Consider the following 19,715-nt stretch of genomic DNA (forward strand, 5'->3'; position numbering starts at 1 on the left):
CTATCTACTTATTGAAATAGCTTTTTTAAGTTCTCCGTAAACGGTGCTTTTACAATCCCTTTTTCCGTAATAATCGCTGTTACATTTTCATGTGGCGTGACATCAAATGCCGGATTATATACTTTACTTTCTTTCGGAGCAGAATATTGTCCGAAACGATTAATCACTTCAGAGGCATCTCTTTCCTCGATCGGAATTTCTTTTCCTGTCGGTGTTTTTAAGTCGATTGTTGGTGTTGGTGCTGCTACATAAAACGGAATGTTATAGTATTTCGCCAAAATAGATACGCCTAATGTCCCAATTTTATTTGCTACATCACCATTTGCTGCCACACGGTCGCATCCAACGATTACCGCATCAATCTTTCCTTGTGACATAACCATAGCTGCCATATTATCCGTAATAACAGTAACATCAATCCCCGCTCGCTGTAGTTCTAATGCTGTTAACGTTGAACCTTGTAACCTAGGACGTGTTTCATCTGAATAGATTTTTAAGTCCCATCCTTTTTCTTTCGCTAAGTACATTGGAGCTGTCGCAGTACCATACTTAGTCGTCGCTAACGCACCGGCATTACAATGTGTTAATACTCCCATTCCATCATGGAATAATGTTAGTGCATGTTCTCCAATTTGACGGTTAATTTCTTCATCTTCTCTATGAATCTCTTTTGCCTCTTCTAGTAATCTGTCTTTCAACTGGACGATTGATAAGTGCGCGTTCTCTGTCGCTACCGCTTCCATTCTTTCAAGCGCCCAAAATAAGTTTACTGCTGTCGGCCTTGATGTCGCTAAATATGCACATACCTTTTTTACTTCCTCTATAAATTCTTCTACCGTACTTTGAGTAACTTCCTTAGCCCCTAAATACACACCATAAGCTGCTGAAACACCAATCGCTGGTGCTCCTCGTACTTTCATTACTTGAATGGCATCCCACACACTTTCAGCTGTCTTGAAAGATTCATAGACAACCTCATTCGGTAATAATGTTTGATCTAATAAAACTAAAGCATCCTCTTTCCACTGAATGGGTATTAATTGCTCTTCCATCATCTTCTCCCCTTACTTCGCGTAGTTCATCGACTGTTCTTTTAACGTTTCTACAAAGCTTGTGCCTGTTTTATATTGATTAGCCCGTAAAATAAATTTCTTCGCTACTTGAAGACAAATACGTTCTGCTCTAGCACGTGCTTCCTCATTCTCAATGCAAGTAATATCTTTTACTTTCGCTAGCCCAACAATGCGACGAATTAACTCAAGACCTGTCACTGCAGCTGCATCCTCTAATACAGAGTGTAAATATACTTCGTTAAAGCCTTGTTCCTTCGCCATAATCTCGGTCACATGAATATCCCAAGCATTTAAAAACTTCTTTTTAAACAAATCAATTACCTCTACCATTGTCGATTGTAGCCAACTCATATACGTATCTTTCTCAGCACCGGGCGGCATGGTTACATCTGCATTCACCCAAGCAAACATTAAATTCGCCATTACATTTCCAACGTCATATCCCATCGGTCCATAAAAGGCAAACTCAGGATCAATAACCTTTGTAGAATCATCTCTTACAAAAACAGAACCAGTATGTAAATCACCGTGAATAAGCGCTTGTGCATTCGTCATAAAAGAAAACTTAAGTTTTGCTACTTCCATACGAAGCTCTTTATCACTATAAATATGCTCTCTAATCCATCCTTCATTTAATGGAAACAACTCATTACGCTTATTATGATTTGTAAATGGCTCAGCGTATACGAGGTCCTCTGTAATCTCACATAATTCAGGATTTATATAGTTTTTCACAAGCTCCTTCTTCTCTTTATGATTCATTACAACATCCGATGTTAATAACAGTGTGTTTACCAAAAAGGTCGTTAAATCATCCGCAAGCTTTGGAAACATTTGATGATTTATAAGTGCTGTACGTAATATTGTGTGGTCCGATAAATCTTCCATTACGCAACAATTCATCACACTATCAAACAAATACACCTTTGGAACAAGCCCAGGTGCTAACTCCTCCTCTAACTGCAAAACATCTGATTCTATACGAATACGATTCGTCGACAACTTAAACTCATCTGAAATGCGTGCTGTATGCCCAGCTTGCTTTACAATGACAGAAATATTCTTCTGCTCATCCCAAACGCGGAATACATAGTTTAAATTACCATCGCCTATTTCTTTACACTGTAACCCCTTTGCATCTTCAAACTTAGATAATTTCTCTTTCGCATACACAATCACATCGCTAGCTTCCATTAAAAAATACTTCGTGAACTTAGACATGGTTTCCCCTCCACACTAAATGTAAACGTTTTCTAAAAGCTATAAAAAATAATAGTTTGAAAAATTTTATCCTATATTATATCTTCTTCTTTTTGAAAGGTATATCTAGGTTTTATTATATCTTGTTAAAAATGGGAGTCAATGCTTCCTCTTTCTTAGTCTATTTTCTCTAAATAAAGGAAAATTTCAGTGCTACTGATAATTCGTTTGCACCACTCCCATACTTACAATGGCTATATTCATCTAACCCCTTTCCTTATCTTTGAACTTTCATGTAGAACATTATTTCCTCTACATTACAGGATACGTCATTAAAAACCACAGATTTCATAACATGTAAATACATTAAATCTTTATATTTAATATATACAATTTAAATATTGGAAATTTTATTATATATTATTGAAGAAGAGGTGATTACTCCATGTGGAAACAAGGCATCGGTTGGCTTCTCATCACTGTGATGATTTTTTTAATGATACATATTAACTTTCGAGATAGTGATACAAATCTCATTCAAAAACGTGCACAAAATGGGACAATCGACTTACGTGATCTTCCTTCAAATGCGAAAATATTATCTTTAGCAGGCGAATGGAAATTCACCCCAAATAAATTTGTGGATGTGAACCAATTTCAAGAACAAGCTACAAATCAACTTGTGCCAGGACAGTGGGAATCCAAGGCACAATATGGTTCTTATCAATTAAAAATCGAGCTACCTAGGCATTTTTCTGAAGTTGGTTTTCGTATTCGAAACATTTGGTCCGCCCATACCATTTATGTAAACGGCGAAAAGGGTTCTGAAATAGGTCAGATTGGAAAATCAAAAGAAGCTACAAAACCTGAAAATCCATCATATGAAATGTATTTAAAACCGAAAACAAAAGAATTGCTCATAACAATTCACGTTTCAAATTTTTACAATGTACGCGGAGGTATTATTTTCCCAATCGATTTCGGTGACGCTAAAGCGATGCAAGAAGACGTAGCTGAAGATACAAATATCGAATGGACAGCCGTTTCCATCTTATTAGTTTTTAGTATTTTTCATCTAACTATCTTTTTATTACGTAAAAAAGATGATGGCTTTTTTTATAGCGGTTGTTATTTCCTAAGCCTAGCACTAATTGTTATGACACGAGGAGAACGTATATTACTTCGTGCGGTTCCTAATATCCCTTTTGAATTTTATTTTCGCTTACAGGACTCTATTACATTTTTTAGTGCTATTTTATTACCACTATTTATTTCAAAAACTATGCCGACTATTATAAATAAAAAACAACTGCTTTTATTATTTTCGCCTTTCTTTATTTATAGCGTAGGAATAATCTTATTTCCAGCTCGATCACTGTCAAATCTACAAACACCATTCTTTTTTTATATGAATATAATGTTGTTGTGGATTATTCTGAGAATGACTCAGCTCATCATACAAAAAAAGTGGATTATTAGTAAAAACGAAATTTTAATTTTCACCCTGATGTTACTTACTCTATTTATGTTTCTTTTTAGCGGTACACTCGAACAACTTTTTGCATCAGGTCGTAATATATTTAACCGCTTTGGGCTACTGGGGTTCATTATTATGATGAATGTTTTTTTAGGCACACGTTTTATTAATCGTACCGAAGAGGCCGAGCACTTATCAAAAAAATTAGAAGCTATTCATTTAACAAAAGATTCTTTTTTAAAAGTAACAACACAAGAATTAAAAGATCCTTTATACCATGCAATTAATTTAATTAAATCTGTAAAAGCTAATGATAAAAAGGAGAAGCATTCAAATGAGCTACATGTATTAGAACAGCTTACAGAACGTTTACTATACCTTACTAATGATCTACAAGATTTTACAAAAATTAAATTTCATGATTATTCTTTTACAGCAAAATCAACAAATATAAAAATGATTGTGAATCATCTTTATAAATTAATGGAACTACCTCTCTCAAGAAAACATATTACGTATCAAGAATATGTACCAAATAATTTACACGGATTAGTAGATGAAGACCGATTAACACAAGTGCTTTACCGTATTTTAGAAGAATGTTGTTACTATGCAGTAGATGGGAAAATTGTTATTGATGCTCAGCATATAGGAGAAAATATCCATTTAACCTTTAAAGCGACTAGCAACTCTACCGTTACTTATGAAGATACTCACACTGAAATCGGGTTATTAATAAGTAAAGAACTGCTAGAACGTATGAATGGACATTTGCAGGTAGATTACTATAAAACTTCTATCTTATTTAAAATACAAGTTCCTTTTTATGAATATAAAGAAATACATACTATTTTACAGGAACAACATAATTTTAAAGAAGTTTCTCAAGCAAACACTAGTATGCTGCCAACAATCTTAATTGTAGATGATGATGTCATACATACAGAGGTACTAAAATCTTTACTAGCAGCAACATACAATATTACCATTGTGCATTCGGCTCAAGATGCTATTTTCTTATTAGAGAGCACGAAAGATTTCGAGCTTCTTATCATAGATGAAACTCTTCCTGAGATTGGAGGAGTCGAACTAGCTAAACATATACGCAAAAAAACATCAGTATTAGAATTACCTATTCTAATGTTAAGTTCAAAAGATTATCCAACGAATGTAGATCATTTATTTGCAAATGGAATAACTGATTACTTAGTCAAACCTTGTACAAAACAAGTGCTATTAGCTAGATTACATACTATTTTCCAAACAAAAGAAGCGATACTCCAAGCATTTGAAAATGAAATGGCCTTTCTACAGGCACAAATTAAACCGCACTTCTTATATAATGCAATGAGTAATATTATTTCATTTTGTTATACAGATAGCGAACGGGCTGCACATCTCCTAACGATGCTAAGCTCCTACTTACGATATATATTTGAATCTGGAAACGAAACAAATTACTCTACATTACAAAAAGAAGTTTCTATCATTCAAGCATATGTAGAAATAGAAAAGGCACGATTTGGCGAACGTCTTTCTTTTTCATATGAAGTTGATACTATTGAATCTTTAGATGAAATATATATACCTAATTTACTCGTACAACCACTTGTGGAAAATGCAATACGCCACGGTCTATTTGAGAAAGAAGGAAACGGTCATGTACAAATTAATATAAAACAAATAAAAGAAATTTTATTTATACAAGTAATAGATAACGGGATTGGAATGTCAGAAACAACCATACACAATTTGTTAAATGGGACTCTTCAGAACCAAGGAATTGGATTTTCCAATGTTCTACGTCGTGTTCGAAAGTTTTCCAATGGAACTGTAGAGATTTATTCTATTGAAAATAAAGGAACAACTATTAATGTAACGATTCCATTAAAGGAGAGAATGTAGTGTGGCGAATAGTAATAATAGAGGATGAAAAGCCTATTTTAGATTTACATAATCATTTATTAACAAAACATGGTGGATTTCAAATTATTGATACTTTCCAATCACCATTAGAGGCAATTAATATGCTTCCGGATTACACATTAGACGCTATTTTACTAGATATTGAAATGCCTAAAATGACAGGAATTGAACTCGCTAAGAAATTAGTAGATGACGGTATCGATGTTCCGATTATCTTTTCTACTGCTTACCCAAATTATGCTTTAGAAGCGTTTCGGGTACAAGCTCTCGATTATATATTAAAACCGCTAACACCTAGCGCTGTACAAGATTTAGATGACCGCCTAAAAAAATATTACGGTGTTCCGAATCAACAAAGAAATTCAAATACTCTTCAAGTACAACTGTACGGTAATACATTTATAAAAAAAGACCATCAATCACTAAAGTGGCCTACCCGTGTTACAGAAGAGCTTTTTTATTACTTCCTTCTCCATAAAGAAAAAACTGTTTCGAAGTGGCAGATCCTTGATGATATTTGGCCTAACATAGATGAAAAACGTGCATTAGCAAATTTGTATAATACTATTTATCGAATACGCCAACTATTTAGTGAGCTAAATATCCCTCTCAAAATCGAGCGTACAACTGATGGTTATGAAATGCAGATTAACCAAACAGTTCAATTTATAGAAGCACATAATACCGACGACCTATTATTAGAGTCCAAAGGATATTTATGGGCTTACAAACTTCAAAATATACAACTTTAAGAAACTTGTTTCTAAGCTGAAACAGGTTTCTTATTTTATAACAAATACCTTGAGAGATTTTTGAGAGAAACGTTTGATACATTAATGAATAGAAATAAGTCCTATTTAAAGTATTATCCCATTTCATAAAACTATTTTCTTACTATCTATATAAGGAGAAAAAAATGAGCACTCACACTAATCAAGACATTATGCTTACAAACATTGAATCCATTTCCGACAGGACCAATTTTAATTTATATTTACAAGAATCCAATTATTTCGATCCTAACCTTATAAAATGCACCATGTTAGAATTTATCGTCACAAAAGACAGTGTAAAGATTTACATAAAACATACACCAAATTGCGATTCTGAAATTTATACGATCAAAGAGTACATGATTCCAAGCTCAGTATTCCATTACGTTTTCCCAACGATTCATGAAAATAACGAGGAAATATCCGTACACATGCAATGTTTTGGTATACATGGCGAACTACTCGTTGCCGAAAAATTATTTATCCATAAAAACAATCAGTTAAGTTCTAAATTACGTACATTTTTCGAAACACTGAACAGCAATATACATAACGCCCTACACGCATTAAAAAAGGATTAAAAGGTCCCCTATCAAGTCACTTTACACTTGATAGGGAATTTTTCAATCCTTTAATTTTACAAAAGAAGCTGAGTTATTTCTTTTTCTCTAACCCCTCGCGAAACAACTTACACTTCAATATATGTCCAATAAATGAACAGTTAAAATAACAGTAATTTTTCAAAAAGATTCCGATTCATTTTGTTTTATTTATCTCATCATTCTTTGTACAATAAAGTAAGAAGTTACTTTTCAACCACATAACCTACTAAAAAATCTTTCCTCAAAACATTTAATTATCATCTATATGTTTCAAGCTTAAATGTAAACAAACTTCCACCTATGATTATACTGATTCCTTTACAACTAAATTTTCTACTCTATCACTGCCAAACTGTTTTATCATCTCAATTGAGAATAAATATTAATTAAATTGATATAAAGTTGGTATATTCTCTTGACAAAATAACCACTTCTATATGATAATTAATATTGAATTAGAATTATTATAGTTAATTAAAAAATATATTTTATGAGCACACTATTTTTTGATGCTCAAAACCAACATTTAGGAGGAATTTTAATATGTTATTAATCGGCACAGAAGTAAAACCGTTTAAAGCTAATGCTTACCATAATGGAGAATTTATCCAAGTTACTGACGAAAGTTTAAAAGGAAAATGGAGTGTAGTTTGTTTCTACCCAGCTGACTTCACATTCGTTTGCCCAACTGAACTTGAAGACTTACAAAACCAATACGCAGCTCTTAAAGACTTAGGCGTTGAAGTATACTCTGTATCTACAGACACTCACTTCACTCACAAAGCATGGCATGATGGCTCAGAAACTATCGGCAAAATCGAATACATTATGATTGGTGACCCAACTCGCACAATTACTACAAACTTCAACGTTTTAATGGAAGAAGAAGGTCTTGCTGCTCGTGGTACATTCATCATCGATCCAGACGGCGTTATCCAGTCTATGGAAATCAATGCTGACGGTATCGGCCGTGACGCAAGCATTCTTGTTAACAAAATTAAAGCAGCTCAATACGTACGTAACAACCCAGGTGAAGTTTGCCCAGCTAAATGGCAAGAGGGTTCTGCAACACTTAAACCAAGCCTTGACCTTGTAGGCAAAATCTAAGGAGTTCGATCAAAATGATACTAGATGCAGATATAAAAACACAACTATCCCAATACCTTCAGTTAATGGAGAACGATATTTTACTTAAAGTAAGCGCTGGAGACGACGACGTATCTAAAGATATGTTAGCTCTAGTAGACGAATTAGCTACTATGTCATCTAAGATTACAGTAGAAAAAGTTGAATTAGAGAGAACACCAAGCTTTAGCGTAAATCGCCCTGGTGAAGACACTGGTGTCGTATTCGCTGGTATTCCATTAGGACACGAATTTACTTCATTAGTGTTAGCTTTACTACAAGTAAGTGGACGCGCTCCAAAAGTTGAACAAAAATTAATCGATCAAATTAAAAACATTCAAGGCGAATATCATTTTGAATCTTATATCAGCCTAAGTTGTCATAACTGTCCTGATGTTGTACAAGCTCTTAACGTAATGAGCGTTCTAAACTCTGGTATTACACATACTATGATTGATGGCGCTGCATTCAAAGAGGAAGTAGAAAGCAAAGACATCATGGCAGTACCAACAGTTTTCCTAAACGGCGAATCTTTCGGAAGCGGTCGTATGACTCTTGAAGAAATTTTAGCTAAAATGGGTAACGGTCCAGATGCATCAGAGCTTTCTGATAAAGATCCATACGATGTTCTTGTTGTTGGTGGCGGCCCTGCTGGTGCAAGTGCAGCAATTTATGCAGCACGTAAAGGCATCCGCACTGGTATCGTTGCTGAGCGCTTCGGTGGTCAAGTAATGGATACTATGGGTATTGAGAACTTCATCAGCGTAAAACGCACTGAAGGTCCTAAGCTAGTAGCAAGCCTTGAAGAGCACGTAAAAGAATACGACATCGATGTAATGAATCTACAACGTGCAAAACGTTTAGAGAAAAAAGAACTTATTGAAGTGGAACTTGAAAACGGCGCTATTCTGAAAAGTAAAAGCGTAATCGTTTCAACAGGTGCTCGCTGGCGTAACGTTGGCGTACCGGGTGAAGCTGAGTTCAAAAATAAAGGTGTAGCATACTGCCCACACTGTGACGGTCCATTATTCATTGGAAAAGACGTAGCAGTTATCGGCGGAGGTAACTCTGGTATTGAAGCAGCTATCGACTTAGCAGGTATTGTTAAGCACGTAACTGTTCTTGAATTCATGCCAGAATTAAAAGCTGATGCTGTATTACAAGAGCGTCTTAACAGCTTACCAAACGTAACTGTTCTGAAAAACGTTCAAACGAAAGAAATCACTGGTACTGATAAAGTAAACGGTATTTCTTACATCGATCGTGAAACTGAAGAAGTTCATCACGTTGAATTACAAGGTGTATTCGTACAAATCGGTCTTGTGCCAAACACAGACTGGTTAGGCGAAACAGTTGAACGCGCTCGCGGTGAAATCGTAACAGACAAGCACGGCGCTACAAACATACCAGGAGTGTTTGCTGCAGGTGACTGTACAAATAATCCGTACAAACAAATCATCATCTCTATGGGTTCAGGTGCAAACGCAGCTTTAGGTGCATTTGATTACTTAATCCGTAACTAATTATATAGACGTGAGTAAAGAAAAGCAGGTGCCAAGGCACCTGCTTTTTATAATCTTAATGTATAAACTAAAAACCTCTCATTCCCATTCTTCTCATAAGCTCCAGGCAACCTGACTTCCTTCTTCAGCTCAAACGCAGTCTGATTCTCCAAGAAGAAAATATAATCTTCAGAAGGATAGTATAAAATAATATCGACTTCTCTCTCCGCCTCTTCTACCGAAAGTAAAATATTATTTACTACGTTCATAAATACTTGCACAGAAAATGGATTGAAGAAATAAAACCGGTTATCCCGTGGATCAATTTCATATTCCTGCGCTAAACAACATTCAAACCCAATCTTATCTTTACTGTTTCTTACCTTTCGTGCATAGCGCTCTAGATTATCCATTGCTTCTTTATAAAACTCTTCATTCATTTCAATTCCAACCGCTGAAGCGCCACACTTATGGTGCATGTAAAAGTTTAATCGTCCTTTTCCGCATCCAAAGTCTACAACTCGGTCGCTACTTCTTATTTCATATTGATTTAATAGTTCATCTAATCCGCTATATGGCGTTGGTTCATAACGGTGATAGTGCATAGACTTGTTAAAGCCCTTTTGCTCACCGACAGTTTTTATATGTAATACAGCATCGTAATATTGTTCGTTCATTTTTCTTCTCCTATTAGAAAATGGTACTTATTATTATACACCATGTACCGGAGAGGGATTTTTCATTGCATTAATTGGTGCGTGAAATTATATCGACGATTTTTTTAATATATCGACTTACCGACAATTCACGAAAAAAACAGGAGCTCTCTAGCTCCTGTCCTCTAATACCTTTAATACAGTTTGTTTCAATATTTCTACTCCATCCATAATACAACTATGATCGAACTTCATATACGGATGGTGTAATCCAGGTTGTAAGTTTGCCCCTAGTCCAAGCATGACAGCTTTTAAATGTGGTCTCTTCACTGTGTAGTAATGGAAATCATCGCTTCCTGTCGTATACAGTGGTCCCGTGCATCCCTCTTCCCCGTATACTTCAAGAATGCCTTTTCGCATAAAGCACTCAGCTTCTTCTGACACTTCAGCTCCTGGTGCAAGATCGATCCATTTATATAAAGTTTCCGATCCCATCGATGCGGCCGATTCTATTACATGTTCTATTTTTTTCTTTAATTCTTCTAATAACGTATTACTCTCTGCCCTAACATCTAAGCTAAAGTGGCCGTTCCCCGGAATAATATTTAAATTATCTCCACCAACTTGGCACCTCGTCATCTTTACTGAATAGGAACTTTGCGGTGGTAACCATATATTTTTCAAACCGATATTGATCATAGAAATGACATCAATTGCATTTATCCCTTGATGCGGACGTGCCCCATGTGCATCATCTCCATGAATCGTTCCTTCTAAAAATCCTGCCGCTCCGTGACGAATAGATGGGGCAGCTTGTTTCAAAGGCAGTTCTTCAATCGGTCTTAAATGAACACCAAATAAGAAGTCCGCATCATCCACAGCCCCCTTCTCTACCATCTTTAAAGAGCCATTTCCTTTTTCCTCTGCCGGCTGAAAAATAAACCTAACAGTACCGCTATCCCATCTCATATTTTTCAATTGTAAAATAAGCCCCATCACAATTGTCATATGTGCATCATGACCACATGAATGGTTCGCTTTAAATTCTCCGTCCACTTCTTGCCATAGTGCATCCATATCAGCACGAATCGCAATAACTGGATTCCCGCTTCCGATTTCAGCAATCACACCTGGGCAATCATCAAATATTTTATATGAAATTCCTTCTTCTTTTAAAAAGTTAGTAATATACGCTGTCGTTTCATACTCTTTCCAACTCACTTCAGGGTTTTCATGTAAATGCTGAAAAATTTCAGTTAAACGCTCTTGTAGTTCTAATGTTTTCAAAGCTACATTCTCCTTCCCAAATTCCAAAACCATTCAGGTTAATTATACTTATGAAAAACAGATGTTTTTATGAACATATTGAATTTTAAGAAAAAAGTCAATTGTTTATTTTTAAATACGATCAACAACTCATTTCCACTCATTCCATAACGATAGAACATTCCTTATTTTCTGTTTTTTATTGACGCTCATATCAATTTTTAGTTATTATAATTTAATAACGTCTATTTTGCGACAATTCTAAAAATACAAACATACATAATGAGGAGGCATTTTATGAAAAAAGAAATACCTTTTGGCGTAGCAATAATCCCTATTATCATTACAGTTGCAGTTATGATGGTTACAATTGTTGTATTAAAACAAAGCCCTCACGTCCCACTTATTATCGGTACAACCGTTGCTTCTATCGTCGCTTGGCGTTACGGTTACAAATGGCACGATATTGAAGAAGCGATGTATAAAGGAATTCGCCTCGCATTACCCGCTATCGTTATCATTATTCTAGTAGGTTTAACGATCGGTGCTTGGATTGGCGGCGGAATCGTCGCAACAATGATTTATTACGGTTTAAATCTTTTAACTCCATCACTATTTTTAGTTTCAATTACAATTATTTGTTCTATTGTTGCATTAGCTATCGGTAGCTCTTGGTCTACAATGGGAACAATTGGTGTTGCAGGAATGGGAATTGGACTAAGTATGGGAATCCCAGCTCCAATGGTTGCCGGTGCTATCATTTCCGGTTCTTATTTCGGCGATAAAATGTCACCGCTTTCAGACACAACAAACTTAGCCGCAGGATTAACAAATACAGATCTATTCACACATATTCGTCATATGTTATTTACTACAATTCCAGGTTTACTTATTACTCTTATCGTTTATGCGTTCTTGGGAAGAAGCTTCGGTGCTAACAATATTGATGCAAAAGGTATCGATCAAACGTTACAAGTATTGCAACAAAACTTTGTTATCTCCCCTTTCCTACTAATCATACCTGTAGTTGTTATGGTATTAGTCGCTAAAAAGGTTCCTGCGATCCCAGCTATTCTCGTAGGTATTATTTTAGGATTCTTATCACAAGTCTTTATTCAAGGCGGTTCTGTCTCCGCTTCTGTCGGTGCACTCCAAAATGGATTTGTTATAGACACTGGCAACAAGCTAGTAGACGAACTCTTTAACCGCGGTGGCTTAGATTCGATGATGAATACCGTTTCTATGACAATTGTCGCTATGACTTTCGGAGGAGTACTAGAACATACTGGTATTCTTCGCTCAATTGTAAATCAAATTTTAAAATTAGCGACATCAGCAAAAGGGCTTATCGCTTCTACTATCGCATCTTGCTTTGCAACCAATCTTACTTGCTCTGAACAATATATTTCGATTGTTGTTCCTTCAAGAATGTACGCAAATGCATACACAGAAAAGGGGCTACACTCTAAAAATTTATCCAGAGCATTAGAAGATGGTGGAACATTAACTTCTGTGTTCGTACCTTGGAATACATGTGGTGTATTTATACTCGCAACACTTGGAGTTGGCGCATTCGAATATGCTCCTTATGCTATATTGAATTTCATCGTACCTATTATTTCGATCATTTATGGTATAACTGGTCTCACAATTACAAAACTATCTGACATTGAAAAAGCAGAACTACTAAAAAAACAAAAGGCTCAATTAGAAGCTTAAAGATAACGGTAAATTCAGTTCATATATTGCGCGAGGGCGTCCTTGTTGATAGGGCATTTCCTCGCCGCAAATATGAGCATACCCGTAATCAACTAGTTTCTTTAATAACCTTTCTGTTGATCGGCGAGTCACTTGTAAGTATTCAGAAAGGTCTGCTGCGGTAAACTTCAATGACGAATGTGATTGACTAAATTGAATAATTTTTGATAAGTTTGCTGGACTAAGTTTTGTTTCCTTCGCTATTTTCATGAGTTCCGGGTTTTCATTCTTCAAACTTTGTACTCTCTGTTCTTTCGGGAACGGACCAAATAGTTCTTTATCACTTGTTAGTATATAAAAGCAGTGGTCTATTGGATTATTCTTCGCGAAACTTTGAGCGATTTTAGCATTTTGCTCCGCTTCTTTCACAGTTTTTCCGTAACCAAATCCAATAGCTATCGTTCCTTCTATACTCGCAAATAAAGTATGTATCATATTTGTTTTTATAATCGATTCAATATCACCACGAGTCGTATACAAAATGAACGTCATTCCATCAACTTTTTTAAATGAACCATGTAGTGCTTTTGAAATGGCATCTAATTGCTCAAGCAAACCTTCTCTTAATTCTAAAGAAGAAATCATACAAGCACCGACAGTAGCTGAATGGCTTTTTGCTAACTCAGCTTTTATTTTTGCATCTTTTAACCCATGTATAATGGATTTCTTCGGATCTATCATACGCTCTGAAGGAATACCTACTTTTTGAAGTTCATCATAGACAGCATGAATACTAGTTAAAGCTAAATGAGCTTCTCCTGATTGATATTTAGCTATATGAAAATCCGTAACTCTATTTATTTCATCTTTACTCCACAGCATGTTTTCATAATCAAACACTTGTGGACTTTCTTTTATACCGATATCATGGAACACATTTGTAATGAATGAGCGGTCTACTAAATCAATTGAAATTTTATGTGGTTGAATACGTTGGTGATACATGACAGAAAGAATGGAAGATACGACAGTTGTCTCGTCTTGCTGTAAATACGTACTTGGAATTCGTAATTGTTCTCTTATTTCTTTTGCCATATAATAAGGTAAAGCACCTGAGAAAAAGATGAAGTCACAAGGCTTTAAACGCTTTAATAGTTCAGAAGATTCTGCAGGATGAAGGTAAATATATGGATCAATCTCTATTTCTTCTAGTTTATGAGCAATAGGTAAAAGTGTCTCCATAAACTCTTTTGAACCGACGACTGCAATTTTTATCATCATTTCTCTAACTCCTTATCATTAATTAACGACTATTTAACGTCAACTATATCAAATGTACAAAACTATTGTAAACAGGAAGGGGTCTCTACCTAATGAAAATTACAGCTATTCATCTTTATGCAATTCGTTTACCGCTTCGCGATCCGTTTGTTATTAGTTATGGTTCTTATTCTGATATGCCTTCTATTATCGTCAAAATGGAAACAGATGAGGGTATTATCGGTTACGGTGAAGGTGTTGCTGATGATCACGTTACAGGCGAATCATGGGAAAGTACTTTCCATACTTTAAAACATACACTGGCTCCTGCGCTCATCGGGCAAAATCCAATGAATATCGAGAAAATGCACGATATGATGGACAATACAATTTACGGTGTGCCTACTGCGAAGGCCGCAATTGATATTGCTTGTTTTGATATAATGGGCAAAAAACTAAATCAACCTGTATATCAATTAATTGGCGGACGCTACCATGAAGACTTCCCTGTCACTCACGTCTTAAGTATCGCCGAACCAGAAGACATGGCTGAAGAAGCTGCTTCCATGATTCAAAAAGGTTATCAATCTTTCAAAATGAAAGTCGGTACGAATGTAACAGAGGATGTAAAAAGAATTGAAGCGGTACGTGAACGTGTAGGAAATGATATTGCAATTCGTGTTGATGTAAACCAAGGGTGGAAAAATAGCGCCAACACATTAACAGCACTTCGTTCATTAGGACATTTAAACATCGATTGGATTGAACAACCTGTTGTCGCAGACGATATTGACGCAATGGCTCACATTCGTTCTAAAACAGACCTTCCACTTATGATTGATGAAGGATTAAAAGGTTCTCGTGAAATGCGCCAAATCATTAAATTAGACGCGGCTGATAAAGTAAATATAAAACTAATGAAATGCGGCGGCATATATCCCGCTGTAAAACTCGCTCACCAAGCAGAAATGGCCGGCATTGAATGCCAAGTTGGATCCATGGTCGAATCATCCGTTGCCTCTTCCGCAGGATTCCATGTCGCTTTTTCGAAAAAAATCATTACGAGCGTTGAACTTACAGGTCCATTAAAGTTCACGAAAGACATCGGAAACTTACATTACGACGTACCATTTATTCGCTTAAACGAAAAGCCAGGACTCGGCATTGAAATAAATGAAGATACATTACAAGAACTAACCGTCTTTCAAGACGTTGTACGCTAAAGGAGGACTAACACATGACAGTTCTATACAAAGGATCATTAAAACAAAATAACGATCCATTTCACGTTACATTACTATCACTAGAGAACATCGAGCAAATCTTATCACTACAAAACGTCATAGTTGAGGCGCTAGAAGATAAAAGTCGCTTACAACCACTCTCGCTAGAAGAGTTTCAATACATTCTAGAAGGAAACGGCATGATGATCGGTGCTTTTATCGACAACGAACTCATCGCATTTCGTGCCCTACTCGTCCCTCCTATTGACGACGAACATTTAGGACTTGATATTGGCATAGCAGAAAGCGAACTACATCGCGTCATCTATCAAGAAATTTCAAATGTTCACCCGAACAACCGAGGAAATGGGATGCAAAAAATATTAGCGACAGTCATCATGGACGAATTACAAAAAGAAGATAGTAAATACGACTATGTTTGCTGCACCGTTGCCCCTTTTAACATTCCAAGTTTAAAAGATAAGTTTGCGCAAGGAATGGAGATTGCTGCATTGAAGGAGAAATATGGCGGAAGTATGCGGTATGTTTTTGTGAAGGAATTGCGCGGGGATAAGGAAAGAGATTGGACGGATGTTAAGAGTGTTCCGATGAGTGATGCTGTTAGACAGCGGGCGTTGCTTTCGGAGGGTTATCGTGGATATGAGATGGTAAAACTAGATAATACTTTTTCCGTTAAATTCTCCAAATAATTGCCGATTATTGAAAAAAACAAATGACCAATGCGCCTTACTTTTCATTGGTCATTTGAATTAATGTACCCATAACCTATAAATAATTTCACTTATTCATTGAATGGATATTTTCCCTCTGAACCTCATCTACATTATCTACTATAGATTTATAATACGGTTTCTGAGAAAATCGTTTATAATCACCTACCACATAAAATTCCTTTTTAGCTCTTGTAACTGCAACATTTAACAAATTAGGCTTCGAACATGACCAATTAGCCGCACTATCACTATTCATATCTGTTCCAGTTATAAAATAAACAACATCTGCTTCCTTTCCTTGAAATGTATGAACAGTACCTATAGAATTTTTCAAGAAATTTTTAATTAACGTACGAGAGATATTCATATCCTTCAATTTACTTTCCAACTCTTGTTTCATACTATCCTTTACTGCAGTAAAAGGAGAAATTATATATACATTTGGCGGTTTTGAAACATTTGTCCATAGGTGCACAATATGCTCTATTACTAATTTTCCTTGTTGCTCTACAAATTGGCGATCTGTGGTCAAACCTTTACAGTCAAACCACACACTCTTTCCTCGCTCTTTTTGAGCTAATACCATTTTATTTTCGTAAGCTATTTCATTAGCTATTGTAAACATTGGATCTAAACACCTTCTATGAACCCATAATGGTGTTCCAATCCATTGTCCAGAATTATTAAATGTACCATATGGATTTGCTAAATCTGCCAATGTTTGAACAGAACTTCCCATATCAATATATTTATTATCTATACTAAAATATTTTCTAATATCCCCTAAAATTGTTCGGTCGATTGTGACAACTGGCTCAATTTGAATAGGGTCCCCAACTACTATTACATTCTTTGCTCTCCATATAGCACCAGCTGCCTGTTGAGGACTCGCCTGTCCTGCTTCATCTATAAATAAATAATTAATGCTATCCTTTCCTATACCTTTATACATAGAACTAAAACTTGCAAAAGTCGTACTAATTAAAGGTGTAATTAAATGAATTGTTTCCCAAATATTTTTTAAATATCTTATATTCTCCGCATTATTCAAATCTAACTTTGTGCGATTATTAAGTAAACGTATAGTGGATTTAATCGCTTTAAAATTGAACGCAAGTAATAACTTATGAATTTTCATAGCCTTTAAAAACAGCAAGCCTCTTTCAAAGTTCAATTCGTCGGTAAGCCAAATTGTATTTAGTTGACGATATTCATATGCCTCTTTTGAATTTGACCAATACTCTTCACTCGGTAGTACTACACCCTGTTCTTTATAATAATTTTTTTGTTCTATAAAAATAGAATTCTCTATCTTTATTTTCTCTATTATCTTCTTATTATCTTTTATTTGTTCCCCTTTTAAATAAGCTTCTTCTTGTTTTACCTTTAATTCACAAATAATATCATTTAATTCCTTTTCTAACTCCAGTTTTTTAACATTTTTCTTGCCCAAAAGCCTTTTAAAAAAAGATAGCTTAGGTACCATTTGAATTTGTTGCTCTGTCAGCTTTCTTTGCACTTCTAAATACTCGCATCTATCATCTATCTTTGTTTTCTCTTCTTCAAATATAAGGATTTGTTCTTTCTTTTTTTCTAATGAGTCATTCAAAGATAAATTCACCTTATAATTATTAGAAAATTTTTGAAGTTCTTCTTTTTTCTTAAGTATCGCTTCAAAAACATTTTGAAAATCTTCAACCGCATTTTCCCATTTTTCTAATGTTATTTTTTTGCTCTCTTCTTCTAGTTGCTGTATAAATCCTTTACCATTCTCCTTTGATTTATACAAGGCTTGACCAAAGTTATAAATATTTTCTGACTTCCCAAGAACCCCTGAAAATAGGCCCCATGTTTTTATCTCATCTCCTAAAAGATCTTGCGCTACCGATGAATACATTTCTAGTTTGCTTGCCTCTTCAGCATACAAAGTATCATAATGATTCGGTTTCTTTTCATTAGACGTACGTATTACTTCTTTTTCTTTTGGTAAATCCTTTGAAATATTTTCAACAGCCCCGTTATTACTTGATGCAACTACCATTGAATATTTTCTTAAATTAGGAGCCAATATGTATATTGGATAATGATAGTCGTCTACTTTAATTGTTTTCTCTTTTTGAAATGCTTGGGTAGGATCTTTAAACTTTATTATTTCCTTTGCCCTTTCAACTACAATATTTGCAAAAATATCTTTTAACAATGTAGTTTTACCTGTTCCAGGTGGCCCATTAACAGAGCTAATTTGTTGATTACTATTTAAAATCTGGTTAACAGCTACTTGCTGCATTAATGATAATCTATGTTCTACAGGTGATGGCCAACGTCCATCGGGTATACGGCTAGGTTGTAAAATCGTTTCGATATATTCCCGATTCTCATTTATATCTATACGTTTTTCAGTATTCACTCCCTCAATAAACTGACGAAGCGCTTCATTTTCCCCTTTTTCCAGTATATTAACCAAATCTCTTAAATAAAAACTATTAAAGTTTTGAATAGGAACTTTCTTATCCGCTTTAACTACTTTCAATTCCAAATAATTTATATTCCTATCTTCGACTTGATAAAAATAACGTTGGTAAATTTGCTGAACTTTGATTAAGGCCTCGCTTGTTATTCCATTAATAAAAGTATTTTTTATCTCTTCCTCAAACAACTTTAATTGACCTTCAAATTGAACAAGAAGATTACTATAATAATTTTCCGTATTCTGTATCATCCTTTTCATTACATACATAAGCAAAGGAACAAATATTGAACCTGTAATATAGTTCCCTTCATCATCTACAGAAAAAGAAAAGCCAAATAATGTTTTATAATCTTTATTAATAACCTCGTCACTATTTTTTAAAATTCCTCTTATAAAATCAACTAGTTTATAATGTTCAAAACAAGACATATAGTATTGATGTTGCACTTTATAGTTCTCATCATCTTTCAATTGATTTTCTTCCCAAGGATATTCCTCAAGTTGTATTAACTTTGTTCTATCTCTATCTTGATTATCTTTAAAATAACTCTTTTTTATTCTTTCTTCCTTACCAGGAACTTCACTTGGATTTAATGACTCTATCAAACGCCACGCTTCAAGGACTGATTTCACATTATTTATTTGCATTTTCTCACTCCCACCACAATAATATTCCATTTTTTTCAATTTACATTCTTGATAATATCACAATGCACTGAAAATTAATAAC

At 35.0% G+C, this 19,715-nt stretch carries 14 protein-coding genes; 8 read left to right on the forward strand and 6 right to left on the reverse strand.

Annotated features, from left to right (window positions below):
- Positions 1–8: 8 nt before the first annotated feature.
- Both mtnA and mtnK read right to left on the reverse strand, forming a co-directional pair.
- A complete protein-coding gene (gene mtnA / locus PDL00_RS20370) occupies positions 9–1,052 on the reverse strand; it encodes an S-methyl-5-thioribose-1-phosphate isomerase (protein ID WP_270730895.1) in 1,044 nt (347 codons plus the stop codon).
- A gap of 12 nt (positions 1,053–1,064) precedes the next feature.
- Positions 1,065–2,294 carry an S-methyl-5-thioribose kinase gene (gene mtnK / locus PDL00_RS20375; RefSeq protein WP_270730897.1) on the reverse strand — a complete coding sequence of 410 codons (1,230 nt, stop codon included), beginning with the start codon at positions 2,292–2,294 and terminating at the stop codon, positions 1,065–1,067.
- 424 nt (positions 2,295–2,718) lie between these two features.
- On the opposite strand from mtnK, the gene PDL00_RS20380 reads away from it, so the two are divergent.
- From PDL00_RS20380 to ahpF, 5 genes are all read left to right on the forward strand, one after another.
- Positions 2,719–5,655 (forward strand): histidine kinase, encoded by a 2,937-nt coding sequence (locus tag PDL00_RS20380; protein ID WP_270730900.1) that lies wholly within the window; start codon positions 2,719–2,721, stop codon positions 5,653–5,655.
- Positions 5,655–6,428, forward strand: a complete 774-nt coding sequence (locus PDL00_RS20385) for a response regulator (RefSeq protein WP_242253200.1) — start codon at positions 5,655–5,657, stop codon at positions 6,426–6,428. Before PDL00_RS20380 ends, PDL00_RS20385 begins: the two co-directional genes overlap by 1 nt.
- Positions 6,429–6,592: 164 nt before the next feature.
- On the forward strand, positions 6,593–7,030 hold the full coding sequence (locus PDL00_RS20390) for a DUF3978 family protein (protein ID WP_270730902.1): 438 nt from the start codon (positions 6,593–6,595) through the stop codon (positions 7,028–7,030).
- A gap of 564 nt (positions 7,031–7,594) precedes the next feature.
- Positions 7,595–8,158: an alkyl hydroperoxide reductase subunit C gene (gene ahpC / locus PDL00_RS20395; protein WP_270730904.1), complete on the forward strand. Its 564-nt coding sequence runs from the start codon at positions 7,595–7,597 to the stop codon at positions 8,156–8,158.
- A 14-nt stretch (positions 8,159–8,172) separates the two neighbouring features.
- Positions 8,173–9,699, forward strand: a complete 1,527-nt coding sequence (ahpF, locus tag PDL00_RS20400; protein ID WP_242253198.1) for an alkyl hydroperoxide reductase subunit F — start codon at positions 8,173–8,175, stop codon at positions 9,697–9,699.
- 47 nt (positions 9,700–9,746) lie between these two features.
- Here the strand turns inward: ahpF and PDL00_RS20405 are convergent, their stop codons facing one another.
- Positions 9,747–10,355, reverse strand: a complete 609-nt coding sequence (locus PDL00_RS20405) for an SAM-dependent methyltransferase (RefSeq protein ID WP_270730906.1) — start codon at positions 10,353–10,355, stop codon at positions 9,747–9,749.
- A gap of 150 nt (positions 10,356–10,505) precedes the next feature.
- Entirely contained in the window at positions 10,506–11,621 is a 1,116-nt protein-coding gene (locus tag PDL00_RS20410; protein ID WP_270730908.1) for a M20 peptidase aminoacylase family protein, read from the reverse strand.
- 276 nt (positions 11,622–11,897) lie between these two features.
- Here PDL00_RS20410 and nhaC point away from each other — a divergent pair, with 276 nt between their 5' ends.
- A complete protein-coding gene (gene nhaC / locus PDL00_RS20415; RefSeq protein ID WP_242253186.1) occupies positions 11,898–13,319 on the forward strand; it encodes a Na+/H+ antiporter NhaC in 1,422 nt (473 codons plus the stop codon).
- Here the strand turns inward: nhaC and PDL00_RS20420 are convergent.
- Entirely contained in the window at positions 13,308–14,579 is a 1,272-nt protein-coding gene (locus PDL00_RS20420) for a transcriptional regulator (RefSeq protein WP_270730910.1), read from the reverse strand. The two genes, nhaC and PDL00_RS20420, sit on opposite strands and share 12 nt — an antisense overlap.
- A gap of 92 nt (positions 14,580–14,671) precedes the next feature.
- On the opposite strand from PDL00_RS20420, the gene PDL00_RS20425 reads away from it, so the two are divergent.
- Positions 14,672–15,781 carry a mandelate racemase/muconate lactonizing enzyme family protein gene (locus PDL00_RS20425; RefSeq protein ID WP_270730912.1) on the forward strand — a complete coding sequence of 370 codons (1,110 nt, stop codon included), beginning with the start codon at positions 14,672–14,674 and terminating at the stop codon, positions 15,779–15,781.
- 14 nt (positions 15,782–15,795) lie between these two features.
- Complete coding sequence (locus PDL00_RS20430; RefSeq protein WP_270730913.1) at positions 15,796–16,491, forward strand: GNAT family N-acetyltransferase; 696 nt, start codon at positions 15,796–15,798, stop codon at positions 16,489–16,491.
- Positions 16,492–16,579: 88 nt separating this feature from the next.
- On the opposite strand, the gene PDL00_RS20435 is transcribed toward PDL00_RS20430, so the two are convergent.
- Positions 16,580–19,633 carry a DEAD/DEAH box helicase gene (locus PDL00_RS20435; protein WP_270730914.1) on the reverse strand — a complete coding sequence of 1,018 codons (3,054 nt, stop codon included), beginning with the start codon at positions 19,631–19,633 and terminating at the stop codon, positions 16,580–16,582.
- Positions 19,634–19,715: the final 82 nt, after the last annotated feature.

It is taken from the genome of Bacillus cereus group sp. TH152-1LC, from assembly GCF_027710505.1.
In the GTDB taxonomy this organism is placed as follows: Bacteria; Bacillota; Bacilli; order Bacillales; family Bacillaceae_G; genus Bacillus_A; species Bacillus_A mobilis.

Coding starts and splice junctions, on each gene's coding strand:
- PDL00_RS20425 (WP_270730912.1), top strand. CDS start 14,672: ATGAAAATTACAGCTATTCATCTTTATGCAATTCGTTTACCGCTTCGC.
- PDL00_RS20420 (WP_270730910.1), bottom strand. CDS start 14,579: ATGATGATAAAAATTGCAGTCGTCGGTTCAAAAGAGTTTATGGAGACA.
- mtnK (WP_270730897.1), bottom strand. CDS start 2,294: ATGTCTAAGTTCACGAAGTATTTTTTAATGGAAGCTAGCGATGTGATT.
- PDL00_RS20405 (WP_270730906.1), bottom strand. CDS start 10,355: ATGAACGAACAATATTACGATGCTGTATTACATATAAAAACTGTCGGT.
- ahpF (WP_242253198.1), top strand. CDS start 8,173: ATGATACTAGATGCAGATATAAAAACACAACTATCCCAATACCTTCAG.
- PDL00_RS20380 (WP_270730900.1), top strand. CDS start 2,719: ATGTGGAAACAAGGCATCGGTTGGCTTCTCATCACTGTGATGATTTTT.
- PDL00_RS20435 (WP_270730914.1), bottom strand. CDS start 19,633: ATGCAAATAAATAATGTGAAATCAGTCCTTGAAGCGTGGCGTTTGATA.
- PDL00_RS20390 (WP_270730902.1), top strand. CDS start 6,593: ATGAGCACTCACACTAATCAAGACATTATGCTTACAAACATTGAATCC.
- nhaC (WP_242253186.1), top strand. CDS start 11,898: ATGAAAAAAGAAATACCTTTTGGCGTAGCAATAATCCCTATTATCATT.
- ahpC (WP_270730904.1), top strand. CDS start 7,595: ATGTTATTAATCGGCACAGAAGTAAAACCGTTTAAAGCTAATGCTTAC.
- mtnA (WP_270730895.1), bottom strand. CDS start 1,052: ATGGAAGAGCAATTAATACCCATTCAGTGGAAAGAGGATGCTTTAGTT.
- PDL00_RS20430 (WP_270730913.1), top strand. CDS start 15,796: ATGACAGTTCTATACAAAGGATCATTAAAACAAAATAACGATCCATTT.